General features: G+C 45.6%; 23 protein-coding genes and 1 pseudogene. 13 read left to right on the top strand and 11 right to left on the bottom strand.

What is annotated here, in order from left to right; translation table 11 throughout:
• The first annotated feature begins 174 nt into the window (after positions 1-174).
• Positions 175-1,056, top strand: coding sequence for a CRISPR-associated endoribonuclease Cas6 (gene cas6, locus QUB26_RS12840; protein ID WP_333318269.1), 882 nt, complete (start codon positions 175-177; stop codon positions 1,054-1,056).
• On the opposite strand, the gene QUB26_RS12835 is transcribed toward cas6, so the two are convergent.
• Positions 1,057-1,383 (bottom strand): antibiotic biosynthesis monooxygenase, encoded by a 327-nt coding sequence (locus QUB26_RS12835; protein ID WP_333055299.1) that lies wholly within the window; start codon positions 1,381-1,383, stop codon positions 1,057-1,059.
• Positions 1,384-1,506: 123 nt separating this feature from the next.
• Entirely contained in the window at positions 1,507-2,514 is a 1,008-nt protein-coding gene (locus QUB26_RS12830; protein ID WP_333318267.1) for an Rpn family recombination-promoting nuclease/putative transposase, read from the bottom strand.
• Positions 2,515-2,684: 170 nt separating this feature from the next.
• Between QUB26_RS12830 and QUB26_RS12825 the strand changes: the two genes are divergently transcribed.
• Together QUB26_RS12825 and QUB26_RS12820 are read left to right on the top strand one after the other, a co-directional pair.
• A complete protein-coding gene (locus QUB26_RS12825; RefSeq protein WP_333318265.1) occupies positions 2,685-3,152 on the top strand; it encodes a response regulator in 468 nt (155 codons plus the stop codon).
• A 100-nt stretch (positions 3,153-3,252) separates the two neighbouring features.
• Complete coding sequence (locus tag QUB26_RS12820) at positions 3,253-3,546, top strand: DUF2103 domain-containing protein (RefSeq protein WP_333055302.1); 294 nt, start codon at positions 3,253-3,255, stop codon at positions 3,544-3,546.
• On the opposite strand, the gene QUB26_RS12815 is transcribed toward QUB26_RS12820, so the two are convergent.
• Positions 3,535-4,161, bottom strand: coding sequence for a HEAT repeat domain-containing protein (locus QUB26_RS12815; RefSeq protein ID WP_333244987.1), 627 nt, complete (start codon positions 4,159-4,161; stop codon positions 3,535-3,537). The genes QUB26_RS12820 and QUB26_RS12815 overlap by 12 nt on opposite strands.
• Before the next feature lie 18 nt (positions 4,162-4,179).
• Between QUB26_RS12815 and QUB26_RS12810 the strand changes: the two genes are divergently transcribed.
• Entirely contained in the window at positions 4,180-4,308 is a 129-nt protein-coding gene (locus QUB26_RS12810; protein ID WP_333318263.1) for a hypothetical protein, read from the top strand.
• 79 nt (positions 4,309-4,387) lie between these two features.
• Here the strand turns inward: QUB26_RS12810 and QUB26_RS12805 are convergent, their stop codons facing one another.
• From QUB26_RS12805 to QUB26_RS12780, 6 genes are all read right to left on the bottom strand, one after another.
• Positions 4,388-5,227, bottom strand: a complete 840-nt coding sequence (locus QUB26_RS12805; protein WP_333318261.1) for a HEAT repeat domain-containing protein — start codon at positions 5,225-5,227, stop codon at positions 4,388-4,390.
• A gap of 332 nt (positions 5,228-5,559) precedes the next feature.
• Positions 5,560-5,844, bottom strand: coding sequence for a phycobilisome linker polypeptide (locus tag QUB26_RS12800; protein ID WP_333206152.1), 285 nt, complete (start codon positions 5,842-5,844; stop codon positions 5,560-5,562).
• A gap of 136 nt (positions 5,845-5,980) precedes the next feature.
• Positions 5,981-6,850, bottom strand: coding sequence for a phycobilisome linker polypeptide (locus QUB26_RS12795; RefSeq protein ID WP_333157465.1), 870 nt, complete (start codon positions 6,848-6,850; stop codon positions 5,981-5,983).
• A gap of 193 nt (positions 6,851-7,043) precedes the next feature.
• Positions 7,044-7,859, bottom strand: coding sequence for a phycobilisome linker polypeptide (locus tag QUB26_RS12790; RefSeq protein ID WP_333244975.1), 816 nt, complete (start codon positions 7,857-7,859; stop codon positions 7,044-7,046).
• Positions 7,860-8,007: 148 nt separating this feature from the next.
• Entirely contained in the window at positions 8,008-8,496 is a 489-nt protein-coding gene (gene cpcA, locus QUB26_RS12785) for a phycocyanin subunit alpha (RefSeq protein ID WP_006631256.1), read from the bottom strand.
• A 102-nt stretch (positions 8,497-8,598) separates the two neighbouring features.
• Positions 8,599-9,117, bottom strand: coding sequence for a phycocyanin subunit beta (locus tag QUB26_RS12780; RefSeq protein WP_333037001.1), 519 nt, complete (start codon positions 9,115-9,117; stop codon positions 8,599-8,601).
• A 286-nt stretch (positions 9,118-9,403) separates the two neighbouring features.
• Between QUB26_RS12780 and QUB26_RS12775 the strand changes: the two genes are divergently transcribed.
• The 8 genes and pseudogenes from QUB26_RS12775 (at position 9,404) to QUB26_RS12740 (ending at position 20,921) form a co-directional block, all read left to right on the top strand.
• The gene (locus QUB26_RS12775) at positions 9,404-9,643 is read left to right on the top strand and encodes a hypothetical protein (protein ID WP_333253142.1); all 240 of its coding nucleotides are present in this window, start codon (positions 9,404-9,406) and stop codon (positions 9,641-9,643) included.
• Between the two features lie 715 nt (positions 9,644-10,358).
• Entirely contained in the window at positions 10,359-13,184 is a 2,826-nt protein-coding gene (locus QUB26_RS12770) for a cation-translocating P-type ATPase (RefSeq protein ID WP_333318259.1), read from the top strand.
• 366 nt (positions 13,185-13,550) lie between these two features.
• Entirely contained in the window at positions 13,551-14,783 is a 1,233-nt protein-coding gene (locus tag QUB26_RS12765) for an AAA family ATPase (protein ID WP_333318257.1), read from the top strand.
• A gap of 147 nt (positions 14,784-14,930) precedes the next feature.
• A complete protein-coding gene (gene psb27, locus QUB26_RS12760) occupies positions 14,931-15,329 on the top strand; it encodes a photosystem II protein Psb27 (protein WP_242717360.1) in 399 nt (132 codons plus the stop codon).
• A 359-nt stretch (positions 15,330-15,688) separates the two neighbouring features.
• Positions 15,689-17,332, top strand: a complete 1,644-nt coding sequence (locus tag QUB26_RS12755) for a family 10 glycosylhydrolase (protein ID WP_333318255.1) — start codon at positions 15,689-15,691, stop codon at positions 17,330-17,332.
• Positions 17,333-17,835: 503 nt separating this feature from the next.
• Positions 17,836-18,855: pseudogene (locus QUB26_RS12750) on the top strand (IS4 family transposase).
• A gap of 91 nt (positions 18,856-18,946) precedes the next feature.
• A complete protein-coding gene (locus QUB26_RS12745; protein WP_333238775.1) occupies positions 18,947-19,570 on the top strand; it encodes a restriction endonuclease subunit R in 624 nt (207 codons plus the stop codon).
• 73 nt (positions 19,571-19,643) lie between these two features.
• Positions 19,644-20,921: a bifunctional sterol desaturase/short chain dehydrogenase gene (locus QUB26_RS12740; RefSeq protein WP_333238777.1), complete on the top strand. Its 1,278-nt coding sequence runs from the start codon at positions 19,644-19,646 to the stop codon at positions 20,919-20,921.
• Positions 20,922-21,069: 148 nt separating this feature from the next.
• On the opposite strand, the gene QUB26_RS12735 is transcribed toward QUB26_RS12740, so the two are convergent.
• Positions 21,070-21,669, bottom strand: coding sequence for a glyoxalase-like domain protein (locus tag QUB26_RS12735; protein ID WP_333238779.1), 600 nt, complete (start codon positions 21,667-21,669; stop codon positions 21,070-21,072).
• 120 nt (positions 21,670-21,789) lie between these two features.
• On the opposite strand from QUB26_RS12735, the gene QUB26_RS12730 reads away from it, so the two are divergent.
• A complete protein-coding gene (locus QUB26_RS12730; protein WP_333238781.1) occupies positions 21,790-22,194 on the top strand; it encodes a gamma-glutamylcyclotransferase in 405 nt (134 codons plus the stop codon).
• 20 nt (positions 22,195-22,214) lie between these two features.
• Here the strand turns inward: QUB26_RS12730 and QUB26_RS12725 are convergent, their stop codons facing one another.
• Positions 22,215-22,934, bottom strand: a complete 720-nt coding sequence (locus QUB26_RS12725) for a response regulator transcription factor (protein ID WP_333238783.1) — start codon at positions 22,932-22,934, stop codon at positions 22,215-22,217.
• Between the last annotated feature and the right edge of the window lie 36 nt (positions 22,935-22,970).

Below are 22,970 nucleotides of genomic sequence, written 5' to 3'. Positions count from 1 at the left end.
TACAATTTTACTTGTTATTGTGGGATGGGCGTCCCGCCCGACCAAAAAAGACGGGCGGGACGCCCATCCCACTTTCAAGAGTGGAAGTTATTTAATTCTCATTCCTAAGTGCCAACTTAGCTGTAATATTAATACGAGCTGAAAATATATAGAGACACAGTATAGAATTTAAAAATGCCGCACAGCCTTGTTTTAAACCTGCTGCCAGTTGCACCAATTCCATCCCAGTTTTTAACGGGGCGGCATCTCCACGCTTTATTTTTGAACCTGGTGAGTGCTGTAGACAGCGATTTGAGCGCCTACCTGCATGACCAATCTCATGAAAAAGCTTTCACTTTAAGCCCGTTTCAAGTAAGCAGAAAAGAGGCTTACAAAAGCAGCACGCCCCAGCCACAGAAGAGAGTTTTGCCTCCGGCTTCCCGCACAATATCTCCCGCTGTACAGTGGGAACACAAGCAAGCAATTCAGGAAAATACGCCGCTTTGGTGGCGAATTTCTCTGCTGGATGACGGTTTGTTCGATCGCCTAACTCAACTTTGGCAGCAACTTAATTTCGCTCGCCCTTGGCATCTGGGCCCGACAAATATATACATTACTAATATTTTGAGCGAACCGCAATCAAACCAGCCTTGGGTAAACTTTTGTACTTACGCCGAATTGTTCGATAGAGCTTCGGAAACTGAGCGCCAAATTGCTTTTAGTTTTTGCACTCCTACTAATTTTCGGCAAGGTGTATACGATAGTGCTATGCCCACTCGTGAGAGTATTTTTGGCAGTTTAGCTAATCGCTGGAACAAGTACAGCCGGATGGCGATCGAACCTACTTTCACAGAAGCTATTTTTCCCAGTTTCTTCGATATCAGAACAGAAGTTAGTACGGATTCTCGCAGTAAATTTATTGGCTGCGTCGGCGATATTAGTTACCGAATTATGGGAGATATAGCTCCTGCTACTATCAAGCAAATTAACACTTTAGCAGATTTTGCGATTTACAGCGGAGTCGGGCGAAAGACGCCTATGGGCATGGGAATGACGCGCCGATTGCAGGATTTTTAATTATTCACTTTTGGGCTGAATTTCACTGACGATTTCATAAACATCAGTGTCTGGTATTTTCGCAAACAAAGGCGCCATCTGCTTCAATATTTCCTGATAAGCTTCGCTTTGATTGGCTGCCATATCTTCTACGCTTTCCCAAAAAATGATGGCAATACCTTTGTCTGTATTGGGCAATTGCAGCAGGTATGCTCCCTTAAAACCTGTGGCATAAGTTGCAACGGCTTTTTCAAAAAGTTGTTCTGCAGCTTCAAATTTTCCTGGTTTAAATTCGCCAATGGCAACGTAGGCAAACTGATGTCTGAGAAAGTCTAGAAATTCTGACATATCCTTTTCCTCACTTAATAGCGATACACTAAGTTATATTTTACCCGATCGCCCGAAATTTGTGAATATGGCTGTTTATAAGTCGATCGACCTAAAAAAACCTCACAGCGATCGCTCTCTCTCTTATTCTGCTCTATCCAACCAAACCATTAAATCGGATAAACTAGAAAATCCTACTACCTCCTCCACCAAACTCTCTAATTGCTCAACCGATAATTCCCCAATCCGCGAAACTACATCGGGATTTACGGCTCCTACACGTCGCTCCAGCAGACGCAGAATTAATGCTCTTTGACCTGCTTGAATCCCTTCTTGACGGCCTGCTTGAATCCCTTCTTGCATCGCTTGAATCCTAGCTGGCTCCAAAGCTCGCTCCAAAGCTGGCTCCAAAGCTCGCTCCAAAGCTCGCTCCAGACCTTCTTCTACGCCCCTAGTAATTATTCCCCGCTGTTCTTCGATCGCCATTTCTTGGGCTTCGATATCCTCGAACTCTTTCAATGTTAAGTTAGCCTCATTGGCAATTTGAAAAGCTTTTTCTAGTTCTGGAACTGTTTCCATTGTGGCTGGTATTGTTTCTAGATCGGGAGTATTTTTCAGGAAATAAATCCATTTATCAGTCAAACTTGTGAGTTCATCTAACTCTTTTTTGAACTTCGGCAATTCCACAAAAAACATTTCAACTTGGAGATGGGGATAATCAAATAGTTTCTCTTTTTCCTTGAACACAAAATGAGAAATAACATCAGGTTGTTCTTTAAACATTTCAAAATCAGTAATTGTCAAAGCTATTACTGGTTGTAATCTAGGATAACCTTCTCTAATTTTGAGTTGGTTGGCATAGGTTTTGGCTAAGTTGTAGATGACTCGTTTTTCAAAAGCGGCTACATTCAGAACTTGCATTTCAATAATTACCGTCTTGTTGCCCGTAATTCGAGCTTTGACATCCAAATAACTATCTTTGAGTCCGCTAACGGTAGCAGCCGAGTAAGGGTCAATAATTTGCAAGTCTTGGATGACTGGCTCACCGGCGTAAATTAGAGCATTTAAGAAGCTGATGAGGATGTCTTGGCTGTCGGTGGAACCAAAGATTTTTTTGAAGGCAAAGTCTGTTTTAGGGCTGATAAATTTCATGATATTTTTCCCGAACTGTTTTATTGATTTATGAAAGATTTTGAGCTAGTGCGATCGCTTCGGGGCTGCGAAAACTGGGTAGCTGCAATAGCCCACTTGAATTTATGAAAATACGGGTGATATAAATTTAACATACAAGTAAAAATAAAACCAACATAAAAGTAACAAAAATGACCAAAATATTAGTAATTGAAGACAATAACTTAATCCGAGAAACGGTATTAGAACTTCTGCAATCGCGCGGTTTTGAAGCTGTGGGTGCTGAAAATGGAAAAGTCGGTATCGAGTTAGCAGCCGAAATTCCCGATTTAATTTTGTCAGATGTCATGATGCCGGAACTAAACGGTTTTGAAGTATTCGCAGCCGTGCGATCGCACCCTGCAACCGCCAGCATTCCGTTTATTTTTATGACAGCCTCCGAAATGGAAAAAGCCCTGGAACTCAAAGCAGACGGCTATCTCAAGAAACCTTGCAGCCTCGCAGAAATGCTTGCGGCGATCGCCACTCAACTAGAAAAACCGCCAGTTAGCAACCCACAACATCAAAAAGTACAGGACAATTCTGCGCCCTCAAATCTTAGCTTGCGCCCCCGGAATCAAAAATCTCGGTTTGAGATTGTCTCCGTTTGCTGGCAATGACGCTCACAGTAACGTTATTGATAAATAAGTTGAGGGAAATTCAAATTGGTTCCCCCCAGGGGTGGCTTAGACTGGGTATGTTGAATTTGGTTAAATATTTATGAACGCACAACCCAAAGGCCGCCTAGTTTGGAATCACTCTACCCACCTTCCCGGTTTGATACCAATTTTAGAGCGCCTCACCCTAAAAATGGGCATTCAAACAGTCACGCCAGGGGTCATCAACAAAGTTAAAGGACACATCCCCCGCATGACATTAAGAGTGTCAGTACCCATCCGCGGGGGATTTAAAATCATCGCCAGACAGGGCAAAACCGTACAAGAAGTCTTTATATTAACGACTCTCACTCAAGGGGACTTGGAAGAGACGATCGCCCAAACCCTACCCAAGTGACAATTTTTCCTTAGCAAGCAAAGCCCGAGCCCTAACTGAAGTAGTTTCATCGCTTTGGGTGATTTCCTCAAGCCGGGCCGAAACTTCCGCTAACCAATCCGGTTTAACAGTCGCAGCACCCGCCAAAGCTTGCAAACCCCCCGCTGCTGCGTAGCGAACCACCCATTCTGGATCTCGGGACGCTTGCAGTAGCGTTTTCACAGCGCGAAGTTGAGCATCTGCAATTTGTTCTGCCGGCATCAATTCCCAGCAAATCGTCCCCAAACCCCTAACCGCCGCCCGCCGCACGCTCAAAGCAAAGTCATTCGCCGCTGCATCGAGCAAAATCTCCAAACCCCTGGGGTCGCCAATTCCCGCCAAAGCCCGAACAGCCCAAGCTCTCGCCCCGTAATTGTAGCCGTCAAGCTGTTCTAGAAGCGGCAGCACCGCAGCTTCTCCGAGTTGAATCAGCCCATCAACGGCGGCAACAGCGGCGCCTGGGTTGTTGTAACCGAGCACTGTAATTAAGGTAGGAATTGCTTGTGTTGAGGGAGTCGCCGCCAGTGCTTTGACTGCGTTTAACAAGCCTTCGGAAGAATCTGCTTGTTCGACAGCCTGAATTAGTTCTAATGCCATTTATTTGTAAGCTTTACCGTGACTATTGTAATTGTAGGTTGGGTCGATCGCGCGATCGAACTTTTTGCAGCCTCACCCACCAACATTCCCATCAAAATAGGTAGGGAAACAGCACGGCGCTGTGTCCTGAAATGTGCTGTCTCCTGAAATGTGCTGTCTCCTGAATATACGGCAGACAATTGATAATCGCTACAGCAATCCTATTTCAGTTGTGAACTAATTTTTTTTACAGTAAACTATCCATTAAATCCATAACTTGGATAGCTTCATCTGATAAAGATAGTGATTCTTGTTGATTGAGGTGATGCTCCAAAACTCCTTTGAGCGCAATCAATTTCAGGCTATTTTCTGCTAAAGTTTCAGAAATAGCTTGCGCTCCCGGCAAATAGCCGATCGCCCCCAAGTCCATCAAAGCCGATCGCCTCAACTGCAAATTAGCCCCATTCAAAGCACTTACCAACCGCTCTCCGTAAACCCGCTCACCAGTTAACTGATACATCGCCCGCGCCGCAGCGTACTGCACCCGCTCCACAGAATGTTCCAAAAAAGGTGAAATTAGCGGTATTGCTTCTGTCGCTTGTAGTGTTCCCAAAGCTTCAATTACCGAGTCGTAAGGTTGCACGAGGTGCGATTTTCCCGGCACTCGCACAGCCACAGCTACGCCCCCATCCAATAGCTTCATTAGTGGCACAATAGAATCGATATCGCCCAGCATTTCTAGAGCTTGAGCCGCCGCTTCTCGGACGTAATAATCAGCGCATTCCAAACAATGAATCAAAGCAGGTAAGGCTTGCTTGTCGCCCAATTTACCCAGAGCCCGCGCCGCATTTCGTAATAGGGAATAGTCGCCGATTTTCGTTTGTTCTGACTCTTCTTCCAATGCGGCAATTAAAGCTGCAATGGCTGCCGGTTCCTTGACTCGAAATCTGCCCACCCACCAAGCAGCATAATACCGGAGACTGTAATCTTGGGAGTGCAAATTTGCGATCGCCTGTTCAACAGTTAAAGACTCGCCCTCAGCTACACCCGCCGGCGGTGAGTCGGATTCGTAATAATTCATAGTCATTAGTTATTAGTTATTATAGCAATCCTTGCAGGAGTCGTAAACTTTTTACCCCACCCCAACCCTCCCCTTATCAAGGGGAGGGAGTAAGAAATTCACAAATGATGCGAGGATTGCTATAGTTGTTAGTTATTCGGCTATTGAAATCGCTGCTACCCAGACAAAACCTGCAAGGAAACTTGGCGATTAAAATCGCTACTAAACAGACAAAACCCGCCGGGGCGGGTTACATTAACTCTTAGTCCGCTTGGAGTGGACGAAAGTTTGTCTAGGAGCGATTTTCATCGCCCCTTCTAGCTTGTGTCGGAGCGATTTTCATCGCCCCTGCAACCAAACTATTGGTGATCGTGGGATGATTCATGGGATGAGTCATGGGATGATTCTGCACCCGCGTTTAAAGGATGAATGCTGACAATTTTCCCGCCCATGCGAGTAATCCGCTGCATTTCTTGATTCATCCGATTGTAAGGCACAGTGATAAATGTACTCGCGCTCGATCGAATCGAATAATCCACATTATCTGTTTCATCGCTTTGGCGCAAGCCCACAACTTCATACCGAAAGCAGCGACTAGCCGAAGCTGTATTGCCACTTTTTCCAGCTACAATTTGACCCAACATAAGCTTCTTGGTAATTGGTAATTCTGACTGTTGACTGTTGACTGTTGACTGTTGACTGTTGACTGTTGACTGTTGACTGTTGACTAAAAGCTAGTAACTGCCAACTGCCAACTGCCAACTGCCAACTGCCAACTGACTAAATTGGAGTAATGCTGGCGATTTTCGCGCCCATGCGTTGAAATTTCTGCATTTGCGAGGACAACTCCTCAACAGGTACGATGAAAGCCTTGCTGCTGCGGCGCACGCTGGGATAGCCGCCCGTGCGAATGCCCGAAACTTCCACGCGCACCAGCCGCCCTTCTTTGCCGTAAGCTGCCGCGCCGCCGAAAGTGCTGCTGGGAGTTACGTTTCTGGCAGAAGGCCGATATGCCCAACCTTCGTTACCGCCAGAAGGCCCAACTACAGCCGTAGCGCTGTTAGTGCCGAGTTCGACAGCTAAGCGAGAGTTATTGCCTTCTAGTTGAGATGTATCGCTGTTTGCATAGCCGCGATACAACCGGAACATCCGGGTAAAACCAACGGTTTTTTGACCACGCTGGGTGTTAAAGCCGCGGTAGTAAGGGACGATACTTTCGCCGAAGTTTTCTTGATACTCTACTGAATCGATGTAAGAATCAATATCAGCGTCGTAGCCTTGTGTTTGGTACAAATCTAAGTGCTCAACTACTTCAGATTCGTCGTAGGGAGCGCGACCGAGCAAGTGTTTGTAGTTTAGTTCGATCGTCCGAGTTTGGAAGCTGTTGTAGAAAAACTTGGTTTTGTACAGTTCTGACTTAGCTACAGCGCGTACAAATTCTCGTACCGTCAAACTTCCGTCCCGCAGCAAAGACTCGGAACTTGTAAGTCGCTCGGATTTCATTAAATAGTCGTTGCCCAGCACCTGACGGTAAACCGCACGAATCACAGTTTCAACGTCGTCTTTGCTATAGTTCGGGCGCAGTTCTACCTTCGGCGCATCGCTCAATGCGGATGTTCCTAGTCTGGACGCTGCTGTTGTAATCGCCACCAGATTTTCTCCTAAATTATTAATGACAAAAGTTTAATGCTTGGTTGCACTTGAAATTTTTAGGACTAAGGATAATATGCCTCAAAGTAGGGTGTGCACTGCACACCTTACATATCCACATAAAATTGAAGAATTTTTTATCCTTAGTCCTACTTTGCTAAAGACGTTTCCAAAAAACGTCAATACACAAACTTTAAGCTGTGGTAATACTTACCACTTTGCCGCCACGTTTGTTGATTTGCTGCAAGCGGCTCGAAAGTTGCTCGTAAGGCACGAGATATTCGGTAGTAGTCCGTCGCACTTGAGGCGAAAACTTAGCCGCACCTTGCATTGCGGTGACTCGGTAGAGTTGGTCGCGAGAACCGCCGGATGTGCCGCCAAGGGCTTTTCCGGTGGAGGCTGTGTGTATCGGCGAAGCCATATTTCTCGCTACTTCCCAAGTCAGGCGGGCTTGGGTTTGGTTTTGCGAGCGATCGCTAGAAGCAAAACCCCGGTACAATTGAAACATCCGGTTAAAACCGACGGTTTTTTGACCTCTTTGAGTCGCGAAACCGCGATAGTAAGGCACTATACTGTCGCCAAAATTTTCTTCATACTCAACTGAGTCAATGTAAGAATTGATTTCAGCTTCGTAGCCTTCTGCATTGTACAAATCAACGTGGAAAGCAATTTCCGACTCGTCGTAAGGAGCGCGACCCAACAAATGCTTGTAATTAAGCTCGATTAAGCGCGTTTGCGAGTTCGGATAAAAAAACTTTTTCCGATAAGTTTCGGAATGTGCAATTGACCGCACAAAATCTTTCACTGAAATCTGCCCTTGCATCAGCAGAGATTCAGCACTGGTAAGTCGTTCGCTCGACATTAAATACTCGTTGCCGAAAACTTGGCTGTAAGCAGCGCGAATAACTGCTTTTGCATCGTCTTGCGTCCAGTGGGGGCGCAGTTCTACTCGTCCCGCTTCTTCAAATGCTTTTATTCCCAACCGTTCTGCTGCACCTAATCCCGCCATCTTCGCTTCTCCCTTTTTTGCTTTAAAAACTGAAAACTGCTTAAAAAAGTATTTGCAAAACTAGGCTTAGATCGCAGATGCCCGGAATTCTAAACAACCGCTAACACTTAAGCTAACAGCAGCTTACAATTCCGGGCATCACGCAAATCTAGCTAAGAGCGTTGATTGCGTAGTCGATGTAGGAATTCGCTTCAGTTGCAGCGTCGCCACTCAGACCGTGGTTGCCTTTGATGTACTTGAGAGCTTCAACGTACCAGCTAGGAGACAATTCAAATGTCCGGTTGATTTCGTCAACACCTGCAATCAGGTACTCGTCCATTGGACCGGTGCCGCCTGCAACTAAGCAGTAGGTTACCATCCGCAGGTAGTAGCCGATGTCGCGAGAGCACTTGGCTTTACCGGTTGGGGTAGAAGCGTAGTTAGGGCCTTGCATTTGTTGTGTGTACGGGAATTTGTTGTACACAGCTTGAGCTGCACCGTCGATCAAGCGCTGAGAGTTGGCGGTCAAAGCTTTGGCTGCTTCCAAACCTGCTGCTGCTTGGCGGAAACGGCCGAAGGCGACTTGCAGTTCAGTGCTGCTGAGGAAACGGCCTTGAGAATCGGCTGCGGTTACTGCTTCAGTCAAAGGGGTTTTCATTGTTCTGGTTTCTCCCTAATGTTGTGTTGTTTTTGTACAAAAATGATTGTTTGCAAAAATGCGATGCTCGCTTCTTTACAAGAAAGGTTCGCTGGGCTATTTTTAGCCGACTGCATTGGCAGCGCGGTCGAAGTAGCTGCCGATTTCAGACATCAGCGAGCTGCAATCACCACGGGTAACGCCGTTGGGGTCGTTAGCGATCGCGATCGCTGCTTCCTTCATTTTTTGCACGCCGGCTGCAACTGAGCCACCGGGAACTCCCAGAGCTTGGTATGTTTCACGCAGACCGTTCAAGCAGCGGTCGTCCAAAACGCTGGCGTCGCCTGCAAATGTTGCATAGGTGACGTAGCGCAAGATGATTTCCATATCGCGCAAGCAAGCTGCCATGCGGCGGTTGGTGTAAGCATTGCCACCAGGAGCGATCAGTTGAGGCTGTTCAGCGAACAGGGTGCGAGCTGCATTGGCTACGATGCTGGATGCGTTGCCGGTGATGCGGTTTACTGCATCAATCCGCTTGTTGGCGTCGGAAACCATGCTGCTGAGAGCATCTAGTTGACCCTGAGCTAGAAATTCGCCCCGAGCGTCAGATTGGGAAACCACTTTTGTAAATGCGTCAAACATGAAAGAACTCTCCTATTTGAGTTAATTGAGTTTGGTTGCGGTATAAAACCGTTAAGTTAAATTTGTTCAGGCTACGAGTGCCTGCAAGGGTTGAAATTTGATGCCAGCTAATCTGCTGGTCCCATCGATCTCTCCCTTTCCGCTACCTGCACTATTGTTACATTGCAACGGAGGTTTAAGAAACCTTAGAAAATTTTACACCTTTTATGAGATGCGACAAACCTTGTCAATCAGGGTTTTTGTTAACTTTGGCCTGTCGTTTCAACCCTCTGATAATCTTTATACAATGCTCGCCTGCGTTTGTTTATTACAAATTATTACAGAAACTTATCTCTCTAAGAAGGTAAATATCGGGGGGGAAAGTACGGGCAAATCTCCTTCTGAGGGTAGATGCGAGAGGGCAACAATAAACGCAGAGTTTGCTTCGATCGCCCTGCTGTGGGGGTGCAACTGCCAGGAACCGTCCCGTGGGCCGATCGCCTTTGTTGGCTTTCTCTGGAAAAGCGGGATTGTTAAGAAGTATTAAGTAAATTAAAGTTTTGGTAATAGAAGGCTGGGGGAATAGGGAAAAAAGCAAAAATTCTGCCCAATGTCAGGAGGCCTGCAAAATTCGGTGTGGGAAAAATCCCAACGATTGTGAACCCCCTCGCCACAGCCTCAGCTTTTGCCGGAACTATAAGCATTTACTGACAAAACTCAGCCGTTGGAAGTTCAAAGACTGGGCCCGGTATTTCATCGCAGCGCCCTTTTTCTTTTAACACCGGGAATAGATGAGTTCGGATACGAGCGCTTTATGACGTTTTTTTTAAGGTAGGTTTTAACCTGCCGCGCACGCTTGCATCCCCGGACTAAAGTCATTCTTGCTTTCAGCTCCTTTTGTGTGTAATAGCCGAAAGAATTGCTAATTTTTAGTATTGACATTTTTCCGGGCGTGAACGCGCGGGGATTCCAAGCATCACTGCTTGGGCTTTTGTCCTAGAAGGACGGGGCTTTAAACCCATTATTTTTGGTAAGGTGGATAGGTGCTATCAGCCGTAGGCGTACAAAGGGCGCGATCGAGTCGCCAGACGCAGTGAAGTTAAAAGCTTTTTGCTTCCCCGGCATCGCAGCGCCCAAAACGAGTAGCAAGTTAAACAGTTTTTTATTCAGAACTCAAAACTCTCTCTCTGTAATCAGCCAGATGGATCGGCTGTAGCTGTCCGGCCGCAACCACCTTTATCCCCCATGCTCGATCGTAATTTATGTCTTCAAATTCTCCCTCTTCTTGGCACACCGTAGCAATTGACAAAACTCTCCAGCAGCTAAGCAGCAACAAAGACGCTGGCTTGAGCAGCAAACAGGTGTCAGAACGCTTGCAGCAATACGGCCCCAACGAACTAGAAGAAACAGGAGGCCGCAGTCCGTGGTCGATTTTTGTCGATCAGTTCACCAACATCATGTTGTTGATGCTGATGGGTGTGGCCGTGATTTCGGGTTTTTTGGACATCAGGTCGAATACTTTTCCCAAAGATGCGATCGCCATTTTTGCGATCGTCATACTCAACGGCATTCTCGGCTATTTCCAAGAGCAAAGCGCTGAAAAAGCCCTCGCAGCCCTCAAAAACCTCGCTTCCCCCCTAGTCAGAGTCGTGCGGGACGGCAAAACTTCGGAAATAGCAGCCAAGGAACTCGTACCTGGAGACGTGATGCTGTTAGAGGCTGGGGTAAAAATAGCAGCAGACGCACGCTTGATCGAAACATCAAATCTGCAAGTCAGAGAATCTGCTTTGACAGGAGAAGCTCTAGCAGTAACCAAGCAAGCCGATCTAGAACTTCCAGAAGATGCTTCCTTGGGCGATCGACTCAACCTGATTTTTCAGGGCACAGAAGTTGTTCAGGGACGAGCAAAGGCGATCGTCACCAACACCGGAATGAAAACTGAACTGGGCAAAATTGCCACCATGCTTCAGTCAGTAGAAACCGAACCGACTCCCCTGCAACAGCGGATGAGCCAGTTAGGAAATGTTCTAGTCTCCGGTGCCCTAACCTTAGTCGCAATAGTGGTCATCGGCGGCATGATTACCTTCCAAAACGGCGGCATCGGGTTCGATACCAGCAGGTTTGAAGATTTGTTAGAAGTTTCTCTAAGCATGGCTGTGGCTGTGGTTCCCGAAGGACTCGCAGCAGTCGTGACAGTTACTCTGGCACTCGGAACTAGGCGGATGGTGAAGCGAAACGCCCTGATTCGCAAACTCCCTGCGGTAGAAACTTTGGGTTCGGTAACTACCATTTGTTCTGACAAAACAGGTACTCTGACTCAAAATAAAATGGTAGTTCAGCTAGTGTCTACGGGCGATTGCACAGTCGCCGTCGCAGGGGATGGCTATGCCCCGATCGGAGATTTTACCGATCGCCTGACAGCGGCCAAAATTAATAATTTAGAGGAATATCCAGAACTCGAATCTTTATTAATTGCCTGTGCAGTGTGCAACGACGCAGTATTGCAACAAGAAAAACAAGAATGGCAGATTTTAGGCGACCCCACAGAAGGAGCTCTGCTTTGTGTAGCGGGAAAAGCAGGCATTTATAAGGAAAAACAGTCTCAATTGCTGCCGCGGACGGCGGAATTTCCTTTTTCTTCCGAACGCAAACGGATGAGCGTGATTTGCGAAGTGCCCGGCCGATCAGGACATTCGGGATTTCCTGCAGCAGAAGGACAGCAGGCGAATTATTTGATGCTGACCAAAGGTTCTCCAGAGTTGACCTTGGAGCGCTGCAAAGGCATTATAGTCGGCGATCGAGTACAACCTTTAACCCAGGAAATGCGCGATCGCATCCTCGTCGAAAACAACAACATGGCAAGCGGCGGTTTGCGAGTCCTCGGGTTTGCGTACAAACTCTGGGAAAACCTGCCGCCCGAAGGTTCTGAGGAAACCAGCGAACAAGACATGATTTGGCTGGGACTCGTCAGTATGCTGGACGCGCCCCGCCCGGAAGTGCGGGAAGCAGTGGTGAAGTGCCGCGATGCAGGCATTCGGGTGGTGATGATTACAGGAGACCACCAGTTGACTGCAAAAGCCATCGCCTACGATTTAGGTATTGCAACAGAGGGCGATCGAGTTCTCACCGGTCAAGAATTAGAAAAGCTCAGCCAAGAAGAACTCAAACAGCAAGTCGAACAGGTTAGCGTTTACGCCCGCGTTTCCCCCGAACACAAATTGCGGATTGTCCAAGCTTTGCAAAGTTGGGGCAAATTTGTCGCCATGACCGGCGACGGCGTTAACGACGCCCCCGCCTTGAAACAAGCCGATATCGGCATCGCCATGGGGATTACCGGCACCGATGTCAGCAAAGAAGCTAGCGATATGGTGCTCCTCGACGACAACTTCGCCACTATTGTCGCCGCCGCTGAAGAAGGGCGAGTGGTTTATAGCAATATTCGCCGCTTTATTAAATACATTTTGGGCAGCAACATCGGCGAAGTTTTGACAATTGCGGCCGCACCTTTAATCGGTTTGGGAGGAGTGCCGCTGACGCCTCTGCAAATTTTGTGGATGAACTTAGTAACAGACGGCGTTCCCGCTTTGGCCTTGGCTGTGGAACCGGGGGAACCGAACGTGATGAAAAAGCCTCCTTTCAGTCCGCGAGAAAGTATTTTTGCGCGGGGTTTGGGTTCTTACATAATTCGCATCGGGATTATTTTTGCAATTTTGACGATCGCGATGATGTCGTGGGCTTATGGATATACCACCAACCCTAACCATGTTGGAGATCCCGAAGCTTGGAAAACAATGGTGTTTACAACTCTTTGTTTGGCACAAATGGGTCACGCGATCGCAATTCGGTCTAACACTCAGCTAACTATCGAGTTAAATCCCTTGACTAATATTTTTGTTTGGGGAGCTGTGATTGTTACTACTGCTTTGCAATTAATGCTGATTTACGTTCCGCCACTGAGAGCATTTTTCGGCACTCACTATTTGTCGCCTTTTGAATTGCTAGTTTGCTTCGGTTTCAGCGCTCTGATGTTTGTCTGGATTGAAATGGAAAAACTGTTTGTGCGCTTTTACAACAAATCTAGGAAATAGTGTTAACGGCTGACGGATAGTGAGCTAAGTTTGATTATTAGCTAGAGCGCTCGATTGGGTACTATTTTCAAGAAGATCCGCCAGGGTTGAAACCCCTGGCTCACAGCGAAACTCATTCCTCCGCAGACTAAATAGATTGTGTCACGATTAAGCATTTATTAGTTCGTTATAATGTCATTGCGAGCGCAACGGTCGGCGAAAATCGCAATCGTAAATGCTCGTTCGTGGCTACCAACCCGTAAGGTGCGCCCTACGATGAGTGTATTACGAATTACCAATTACCAATTACCAATTACCAATTAGGAATTACGAATTACGAATTACGAATTACGAATTACCAATTACCAATTACCAATTACTAATATTATGTATTTGAAAACGCTGCACCTACGGCAGTTTCGGAACTACTTCGATCAAAAGGTAGCGTTTGACGCTCCCAAAACCATTTTAGTAGGAAATAACGCTCAAGGAAAATCTAACTTATTAGAAGCGGTAGAGTTGCTTTCTACATTAAAAAGCCACCGGGTAGGGCGCGATCGCGATTTAATACTCGACTCAAAGCCGATCGGGCAAATTGATGCTACACTCGAACGTCAAACCGGAGCGATCGACTTAGCTTTAACTCTTCGCTCAGGGGCGCGTCGGACACTGAAGCTCAACGGTGAACCGCTGCGCCGCCATTTAGACTTTTTGAGCGTCTTAAATGTAGTGCAATTTTCTTGTTTGGATTTGGACTTAGTGCGGGGCGGGCCCGAAGGAAGGCGTAATTGGATCGATCGCCTAGTCATCCAGTTAGAACCGATTTACGCTCACATTTTGCAGCAGTACAACCAAATTTTGCGCCAGCGAAACGCTCTGTTGAAACGTTCTAAAGAAATCAGGAAAGCGGAATTTTCCGACAGTTTTGACAAGATGCGATTTATTGCACCCGAAAGTCCCGAACCAGAAAATACAGAAGACTTACCAATTCCCAATTCCCAATTCCCAATTCCCAGTTCAGAATTAGCTTTGTGGGACGCGCAGTTGGCGACAGCGGGCGCTCGCGTTATCCGCAGGCGCGATCGAATTTTGGAGCGTTTGATGCCTTTAGCTCGAAATTGGCACCGTTCAATTAGCGGTTCAGCAGAAGTTTTAGATGTAAAATACGATGCTAATATTGAAGTAAGTTCAGAATTTATCGCTAAAGACAATCTCGAAGGAGTGCGGCAAGCATTTTTAGATAAAATTCAAAAAAGGGCGATCGCAGAACAGTTTCAAGGAACCACTTTAGTCGGCCCTCACCGCGACGACATTACATTTACAATTAACAATACCCCAGCTCGTCAATACGCATCCCAAGGTCAGCAGCGAACTCTGGTATTAGCATTAAAATTAGCCGAACTGCAGCTTATTGAAGAAGTCGTCGGTGAAGCGCCTTTACTGTTGCTCGACGACGTACTTGCAGAACTCGATCTGAGCCGCCAAAATCAACTTTTAGAAACAATTCAAGAACGATTTCAAACTCTGATTACTACAACTCACCTAGGCGCTTTTGATGCTCAGTGGCTGCGACAAACCCAAATTCTCTCCGTCGTTGCTGGACAAATCAATCGATTTTAGATTTTCGATTTTAGATTTTCGATTGACAAATTTTCTGTTTCATGGTAGGGCTACAAAAAAATGAAAAATTGGCATTATTAGCTCCATTCGAGATAGGATAAAGGTTAATTTTGATTGCCGCTTTCGCTTCCATTTTTCTTAACCCTTATGAAGCATTACATTTCCCGTCTGTTAGCCCTGGTATTAGTTGTTGTCATCGGCGTAGCGGGCTGTACCAATGTTCCGGCCACTCTGAGTGGAGATTATGGTCAAGACACATTAGCATTAGTGAAGAGCTTGAGAACAGCGCTCACTTTGCCAGAGGGCACGCCGGAAAAAGCAGCCGCTCAAGCCGAGGCTCGCACAAGTATCAACGATTTTTTTGCTGCCTACCGCCGCGATCCCGCTCTTACCAAGCTGGCATCTTTCACGACAATGCGGACGGCATTAAACTCTTTGGCTGGACATTACAGTTCCTATCCAAACCGTCCCGTTCCTGAAAAATTGAAAAAGCGTCTTGAGTCAGAATTTCAGCAGATTGAAGCTGCTCTTAACAGAGGAGCTTAATCTCAAAATTTAGGATCGAGGATAAATTTTAATAATTCATCTTTCATCCTTGATATTTGAGTGTTAACAATTTTTAGTAGAAATATCAACTGCTTTTAGCGCCCACTGTATGCAGGCGCTTTTTTATGCAGCATTTAGTGAAAAAATACTGCAAAACGGTTTAATCGCCGAGTCTTATCTTACCCGATCGCCCTTATTAAATTTAAATAGCCGCCAGATAGAATTTGCATTGTGCGATCGACTTGTGCCATAACTAAGTCAACCGAAAAAAGTAGAAAATTTGTAGCTGCTTGTTGAGCGCGATCGCAAAAATGCGATCGTCACCCAATTAAAACCAAAAAACCCCATTCAATTCTCCCATGAAAATTGCACCAACTCGCATCGCGAATTTGCAACACCAGCGACGCTTTTTAAGTGCGGTAACTGCTGTTTTAACCAGTAGCTTCATCAGCCAGCTTGTTTGGCCATTTATCGGAAATCAAGCAGCTTTTGCCCAAACATCAGCCTATTGCCAATTATCCCAAGAACAGGTCAATCAAAAAGAAGACTTGCGCCGCGCCGCCCTGTCAGGAAAACGGGAATCTCAGCAAGCATATTTTGCTGTTTTGAACAAACACGCGCGGGAAATAGCAGAATGCCGTAAAAAAACTTGGCCCGAAACCCAAGCAGTTTGGCTGCGTTTGTATCCCTGCGATGTCAGACCCGGAGAACTCGATCGAGTATTAGACAAAGTTGTGAATAAAGGCTACAACCAAGTCTATGTCGAAGTGTTTTACGATGGTCAAGTGCTTCTCCCAGTTGCAGACAATCCTACGGCTTGGCCTTCTGTTGTGAGAAATCGCGGTTACGAGAAATACGACTTGTTAGAAAAGGCGATCGCCAAAGGCAAACAACGAGGTTTAAAAGTATACGCCTGGTTATTTACCATGAACTTTGGCTATAGCTATGCTCAGCGTCCAGACAGACAGCAAACCCTCGCTATCAACGGTAAAAATCAGACAAGTTTAATAGTAAGCGAAGACGCAGCAATTAACCAGGATTTCGGAGAAGTTCCGGGCAATCAAGCCTTTATCGATCCGTACAACCCACAAGCACGGCAAGACTATACTTTGTTAGTAAATCAAATAGTCAAGCGCAAGCCCCAAGGAATGTTATTCGACTACATTCGCTATCTAAGGGGCATCGGACCCGCTTCAGTTGCTACCAAAGTTCAAGACTTGTGGATTTACGGCCCAGCATCGCAGCAAGTTCTTTTACAGCGGGCTAGCAATCAGCAAGGGCGAAATTTAATTCAGCGATATTTGACTAAAGGATTTATCAATACTACTGACGTTCAAGCAGTAGTCAAACAGTATCCAACTGAGCGAGAACCTCTTTGGCAGGGCCGAATTCCGCAGGCGATGTCAGTAGCAACTACAGCTACTAGAAGCCAGAATCCCGCATCAAGATCGGCCTCAACAAATCCCGCCCCTAACAAGCCAAACCCTGCAACTCCCACACCAAAACCGACACCGCGACTTCCCGATACCGGCACTCTGCAAAAAGACCTGTGGAAACTGAGTGTTGCTCACGCAGTCCAAGGGATTTTAGATTTTTTGGGAATAGCAATTCAACCCGCTCAAAGGATGGGAATTCCTGTAGGAGCAGTGTTTTTTCCCACTGCAAATCAAGCGATAAATCAAGGGGGATATGATTCGAGATTGCAGCCTTGGGACACCTTTCCGGCTGCAATGGAATTCCACGCCATGTCTTACGGAAATTGCGGGGATGTAAGCTGCATTGTCCCACAAGTGCAGCGGACTGTAAGTTTAGCGCCTCCGGGAGCAAAAATCATTCCTGCCATTGCTGGAGATTGGGGAAAACCTCTGAAAAATCGGCCGTCTTTGGAGATTCAAATGGCGGCAATTCGCTCGGCGACTCCGCAAATTAATGCGGTAAGTCATTTTGCTTTTGGGTGGCAAGAACCGGAGGATGAAAGGGCACGGCAAACTTGCAGATTGTAGATATATTCCTGGACGCACAGGGTGTCATCACCTTGTTTTATGGTTGCGGAGCCTAAAAGCGTAGATTTTGGATCAATAAACCGGGTTTTTCTATCGGAATCGGCTGCGAACCACGATTGATTTGCCTAAAAAAACCCGGTTTTTGCCTCAGTATTGATTGATTGAGTGCGATCGACCTTTTGCAAAAAAAATAATTTACCCAACTTTTAAGCTAGCTGAACAATCAGGCATAATGAGATTGTTCAAAAATTGTTGCAAATGCAAGCTGGACAAAAACAGCGAATTGCCGATCGCAAATCCCAATGAACAGACATCTGGGCCAAATTAACTTACTCAGAATTTCATCTGCGTTCATTTGCGTTCATCTGCGGTTAAAAACCCCAATTTTGCTAAAGTTATTAATAACCATAAACCCCAGAAGTGTTGAATGATAGGAAAAAATTGCTAAAATTGGCCCAACAATGTATAATTGCAGAGTTATAAATTATTAATAATCAACTGAAATGCTATTTTCTAACTTCCCCAAAATTGTCAAACGGTATCTCGCCCATTTACCCAAAGATGATTATCCAGTTTTAGATAGCTTCACATTTGTCTCCTGCTGGCTAGGGTTTAGTTTTGACCAAAGTCTGGATACTATGCGTTCCCTATTTTCCCGTTTAAACAGTCGAGATATTTCCCTAGATATATCAACTTTTTCAAAGGCTAGTAAGCATAGAGATATTGATGTTTTTGTAAAAATCTTTGAAAGATTGCAAGGGGATCTAAAACGTCAATTAATCAGCAAAGATAGAATGAGTTTATTTCCTTTAGATTCAACGATAGTTACGTTAACAAGTAAATTACTATGGCAACAGGAATATCATCAAGTAAAATTATTTGCTGGAACGGACAATAAACGGGAAATAATTGATGGAGTACACATTCATTTTGGTCAAGGTCATGACAGTCAGTAGGTCGATGAAACCATAGCAGCCACACCTCAAAATGGAGTTGCTGTAATGGATAGAGGTTTTTCTAGTTCTGAACGTGTTCAAGCATTGATGAAAAAAGAAAATCAATATTTTGTACTACGAATTAAAAATAATTCTACTATCAACATGAAGGAAGATGGAACTTATGAAGTGTGGAGTGACGAACGAAAAGTTAAAGTAAGATTAGTGACTTTTTCAGATTTAGAAACACGGACTGAATTTAGGTTTGTGACTAATTTGCCTGAATCAGGAGAATTAGCATATACCAATGAAGAAATTGGAGAAATTTATCGAAGACGATGGCAGATTGAATTGCTGTGGAAATTCTTAAAAATGCATTTAAAATTGGCTCGTCTAATTACTAAAAATACTAATGGAATTAAGATCCAAATCTATGCCTGTTTGATTTGTTATTTGTTGCTTCAGTTAGTTGAAGTTCCTGATATTATTGGAAATAAACTCTTAGACAACTTACGATATTTACAGGCTTTTATGTGTGAGAAAATCAGCTATATTCACTGGTTTAAGGAACTTGTTTTTAATTGCTGAAATCAGCAGTTTATAGGATTCGTATGTCTATTTTCAGAATCCTATCAAATAAGCATTCAACACTTCTGCATAAACCCCTTTATTAATCATCATGCAAAAACTACAAGCAAGAGATATCAACCTCCGCTATCTAATCGATAACTTCGGCTTACAGCGAGTTCGCAACAGCGAATTTTTCCGAGAATGGCAAGAAAACTTACCCGAAGTAACCGACTCAGAAAAACAATTGCTCGATCGCGTCCAAGACATATACTTCAACTTGGTAGACAACCCGCCTGTATTGGAAAATGCAGTCAAGCTAACAATCATCAGCCCTATTTTGTTTATTGCGGGTCTTTATGAGTCTCCTTTTCAAGTCAAAGCCGAAAAGTCGAGATCCATTCAAGAGGAAGACGAAGGCAGAATCATCGAAGGCAGAATAGATATCCTAATTATGAAAGCAAACTTGTGGGTGACAGTAATTGAATCCAAACAACTTTCCTTTTCAACTGACGAAGCACTTGCCCAACTCCTGACATATATGCTCGCCGAGCCCGATCCAGAAACTCCTACTTTTGGGATGATTTCCACAGGTGCTAACTTCTCTTTTGTCAAGTTAGTTAGAGGCGAAACTCCCCAGTATGCCCGCTCTGCTGAATTTGTTATTTCCAATCCCGGCAATGAATTGTACCGGGTTTTGCAGATTTTAAAACGCCTGAGTCAACTGCCAGACTAGCAATAAAAGCCATTTTGAGTTATCTTTCAAAGCAGACAATCTCTAATATCTCAAATTTCAAACTAATGTGAGCATGGTAAATTACTGGATAGTCGGCGCTGTGGCAATAGCTTCTGTCTGCTGGGCAGAAATAATACGAGATTTTTATCACGTCGTGTCCCATTATTGGGCCCCCCTGCAAAAGCTGCACACTTGGCATCACCGCGTTTTCCGCCCGAATTTGACCCCCGTCAGCGAGACAATTTACAAGCAAGCACACTGGCGTCACGACGTGCCCGAAGGTGTGGCGATGATGGTTTTGGGCTTGTTGCTGTGGGTTGTAGCTTATTTTGGGCTACCGGAATATCACTGGGGCGCAGCAGCGGGTTGTATTTATACTTTAGGCTTTTTGTTGAGCGCGATCGCCCGCGCGTGCGGCATCAAAGGTGCAGACGAATTAACCGACATCACCCACCAACCGGGAGACTTCCTGACTCCCCCTGGCAAGTGGTTAGTTAATAAACCTTATCACTGGCGGCATCACTTCGACAATCAAAATGCTTACTATTGCGGTACTTTCACCTTAATAGATAAACTTATGGGTACAGCACTTTCTCTCAAAGGCAAAACTGTAGCCGTCACCGGTGCATCGGGAACTTTAGGACGTTTGCTTCTCAAACACCTGCACAAAGCTGGTGCAAAAGTTATCGCCCTCACATCTGGAAATCAAACAATTACTTTGAATATTGACGGCGAAAATTTGCCTGTAAAAACCATAAATTGGCAAATAGGTCAAGAGGCAGATTTAGCAGAATTATTAGAAAAAGTCGATATTCTCGTCATCAATCACGGAATTAACGTACAGGGAGAAAGAACAGGAGAGGCGATCGCCAACTCATACGAAATTAACACTTTTTCCGCGTGGCGGCTGATGGAACTCTTTTTCTTAACAGTCCGCACTAACGAAAACATCGCTTGCAAAGAAGTCTGGATCAACACTTCCGAAGCAGAAGTAATTCCCGCTGTCAGTCCCTTATACGAACTCAGCAAACGCGCCCTGGGAGATTTAGTCACCCTGCGCCGGCTAGACGCGCCCTGCATCGTTCGCAAACTGATTTTAGGGCCGTTTAAAAGCAATTTAAACCCGATCGGCATTATGTCTCCCGACTGGGTAGCGCAGCAAGTTGTCAAACAAGCTAAAGCTGATGCGCGGAATATCATCGTGACAATTAATCCTTTGACTTTTATCGTTTTTCCAGTCAAAGAGTTTTTTGTTTCTCTCTACTTCCAAATTTTCAGCCGGAAAGCGATTTCAGAGATAAAGGAAGCTGCGGCATCTGAAAAATCTAGCGCGGAAGCAAAGATTAATTAAGAGACAAGAAACCCGGTTTTTTCAGATAAACCGGGTTTCTAACTTGGGATGTAATACCAAATTCGGCTTTAATAGCCGTTTTATTCTTTGATTCCTCTCTGCGGGAACTAAAGTTTGTGTAGGATCGGTTTCAAGCGCCGAGTCTTATCTAATTACTAACCTCAGCCATTTCAATCACGCGGCCGTCGTAATCCTTGACCAAAAAATTTAGCGGCTTTTCCCGGCGAATTTTATAACTAATGCCGCGAGTTTGTACCCTCATCAATAGCTGATCCAAACAATCGCGATCGAAACAAACGTGACGCGGGCGATTTTTTTCCCCTACACCGGCGCCGCTAATAATGTGCAGTTGGGTATTTTTCATCAACTGATACCACAAACCATCGGGACTCCCCATCGTTTGAGAGCTCGCTGCCCTCCCGACATTCGGCGACAAATACAGCGGATCGATACCTGTTGTGCCCAAAGTTTGCTCGTAATTGTAGTAGTAGTGCAGCGGCACTTCTGCTACTGGCAGGTTTAGCATACCTTCATAGAACTCCCTCGCTTGTCCGAGATCCGATACCATCACCGTGTGTACCTTCGGAGCACTGGTGAGAAACATCCACATCGCCCCCGCATAGGCCGCCAGCAGCATCACCATAATCCCTTGAGTCGAAAACAAGCTGTCCAGGGGCAGGGACGGCAAAAAAGAGCTCAAGTACAAAGGCCCAAGTCCAAAAGCAATAAAACTAACTGCTAGAGTCATGAATTATAAGAAAGGGTAAACAACGAAATTTATCAAGATTGCAGTCGCGATCGCCCGCGAGACTTAAACTATTAGCTTAGCCATCTATGTTAGCAAAAACTAGCGGTTAGGCCCTACCCGATGAAAGTCTTTGTCTACGGCACTCTCAAACCGGGGGAGTGCAACTACCTCCGCTACTGCGAAGGAAAAGTTGTGAATGCTTACCCCGCGATCGCCCGCGGTCAACTTTTTGCCCTGCCGATCGGCTATCCTGCGATGATGGCCGGAGATGGCACAGTCTGCGGTTTTCTCCTCTGTTTCGCAAACTCGGCTATTTTGGCCGATTTAGATCGATTGGAAGACTATCATCCGCTGCGGGAACCGACACAAAACGAATATCAGCGGCAGGAAATCGAAATCTTCGATCGATACCTCAAACCTTTAGGCACGGCTTGGGCTTACTTCATGTTACCCGATCGCGTTCGTTCCCTAGGAGGCATCTGGCTGCCCCACGGCACGTGGGAAAATCGGTTTTTCACCAAATAAAGTGGTTAATGCCGATGAGCTTAGGAAATAGCCCTTGCAGTGCGATTCGGCGGCTCGAACCTGTAACCGTAACCCCGAATAGTTTTAATAAACTGCGACCCCGTAGCATCAACTTGAATCATTTTCTTGCGAATCTGACCGATATGCACGCTAACAAGTTGCTTTTCTCCTGTGTCGTCGCAGTTCCACCCCCAGATTTTTTCGATTAGCTGTTGGCGACTCCAAGATTGATTGGAATGACTAGCCAAAAAATACAAAATATTAAATTCCAAGGCTGTTAACTTGATAGTGCGATCGTTGAGTGTTGCTTCCCGACGCGCTGAATCGATCGCGAACCGATCGAATACAATACGTGATGAAGTGACAGGCCTCATCCGTCTCAACACAACTTCTATACGAATTGCCAACTCCGCCAGTCCAAAGGGTTTGCAGATATAGTCATCAGCACCTGCAGACAGGACTTTAAGTCGATCGGCTTCGTCTGTGCGGCTGCTTAGCATAATCACAAAAACATTAGTACGGCGCTGCATTTCCTGGCAGAGGTGATAGCCTGTAGTATCCGGCAAATTCCAATCAAGAACGACTAGCAGTGGCTTTAATTTCTCAAACAATGTTAAAGCCGTCTCGCCATCTGCTGCCGAATCTACTTGATATTTCTGATTTAAAAAGCGATGAACTAGAGTGCGGATGGATGGGTCATCATCCACCACAAGAATCTTGGGAGTAGTATCAGTAGTCATACCAAAAAAGTTTCTTTTTCTTGTCAATTGAAAGCT

The organism is Microcoleus sp. B4-C1 (assembly GCF_036705285.1).
Classification (GTDB): domain Bacteria; phylum Cyanobacteriota; class Cyanobacteriia; order Cyanobacteriales; family Microcoleaceae; genus Microcoleus.
Note: the sequence above shows the minus strand (reverse complement) of the source record. Positions and strands in the feature narration are given on the sequence as shown.

Excerpts from the sequence above, each read along its gene's own strand:
- cas6 (WP_333318269.1), top strand. The coding sequence starts at position 175 with ATGCCGCACAGCCTTGTTTTAAACCTGCTGCCAGTTGCACCAATTCCA.
- QUB26_RS12835 (WP_333055299.1), bottom strand. The coding sequence starts at position 1,383 with ATGTCAGAATTTCTAGACTTTCTCAGACATCAGTTTGCCTACGTTGCC.
- QUB26_RS12830 (WP_333318267.1), bottom strand. The coding sequence starts at position 2,514 with ATGAAATTTATCAGCCCTAAAACAGACTTTGCCTTCAAAAAAATCTTT.
- QUB26_RS12825 (WP_333318265.1), top strand. The coding sequence starts at position 2,685 with ATGACCAAAATATTAGTAATTGAAGACAATAACTTAATCCGAGAAACG.
- QUB26_RS12820 (WP_333055302.1), top strand. The coding sequence starts at position 3,253 with ATGAACGCACAACCCAAAGGCCGCCTAGTTTGGAATCACTCTACCCAC.
- QUB26_RS12815 (WP_333244987.1), bottom strand. The coding sequence starts at position 4,161 with ATGGCATTAGAACTAATTCAGGCTGTCGAACAAGCAGATTCTTCCGAA.
- QUB26_RS12805 (WP_333318261.1), bottom strand. The coding sequence starts at position 5,227 with ATGACTATGAATTATTACGAATCCGACTCACCGCCGGCGGGTGTAGCT.
- QUB26_RS12800 (WP_333206152.1), bottom strand. The coding sequence starts at position 5,844 with ATGTTGGGTCAAATTGTAGCTGGAAAAAGTGGCAATACAGCTTCGGCT.
- QUB26_RS12790 (WP_333244975.1), bottom strand. The coding sequence starts at position 7,859 with ATGGCGGGATTAGGTGCAGCAGAACGGTTGGGAATAAAAGCATTTGAA.
- cpcA (WP_006631256.1), bottom strand. The coding sequence starts at position 8,496 with ATGAAAACCCCTTTGACTGAAGCAGTAACCGCAGCCGATTCTCAAGGC.
- QUB26_RS12780 (WP_333037001.1), bottom strand. The coding sequence starts at position 9,117 with ATGTTTGACGCATTTACAAAAGTGGTTTCCCAATCTGACGCTCGGGGC.
- QUB26_RS12775 (WP_333253142.1), top strand. The coding sequence starts at position 9,404 with ATGCTCGCCTGCGTTTGTTTATTACAAATTATTACAGAAACTTATCTC.
- QUB26_RS12770 (WP_333318259.1), top strand. The coding sequence starts at position 10,359 with ATGTCTTCAAATTCTCCCTCTTCTTGGCACACCGTAGCAATTGACAAA.
- QUB26_RS12765 (WP_333318257.1), top strand. The coding sequence starts at position 13,551 with ATGTATTTGAAAACGCTGCACCTACGGCAGTTTCGGAACTACTTCGAT.
- psb27 (WP_242717360.1), top strand. The coding sequence starts at position 14,931 with ATGAAGCATTACATTTCCCGTCTGTTAGCCCTGGTATTAGTTGTTGTC.
- QUB26_RS12755 (WP_333318255.1), top strand. The coding sequence starts at position 15,689 with ATGAAAATTGCACCAACTCGCATCGCGAATTTGCAACACCAGCGACGC.
- QUB26_RS12745 (WP_333238775.1), top strand. The coding sequence starts at position 18,947 with ATGCAAAAACTACAAGCAAGAGATATCAACCTCCGCTATCTAATCGAT.
- QUB26_RS12740 (WP_333238777.1), top strand. The coding sequence starts at position 19,644 with ATGGTAAATTACTGGATAGTCGGCGCTGTGGCAATAGCTTCTGTCTGC.
- QUB26_RS12735 (WP_333238779.1), bottom strand. The coding sequence starts at position 21,669 with ATGACTCTAGCAGTTAGTTTTATTGCTTTTGGACTTGGGCCTTTGTAC.
- QUB26_RS12730 (WP_333238781.1), top strand. The coding sequence starts at position 21,790 with ATGAAAGTCTTTGTCTACGGCACTCTCAAACCGGGGGAGTGCAACTAC.
- QUB26_RS12725 (WP_333238783.1), bottom strand. The coding sequence starts at position 22,934 with ATGACTACTGATACTACTCCCAAGATTCTTGTGGTGGATGATGACCCA.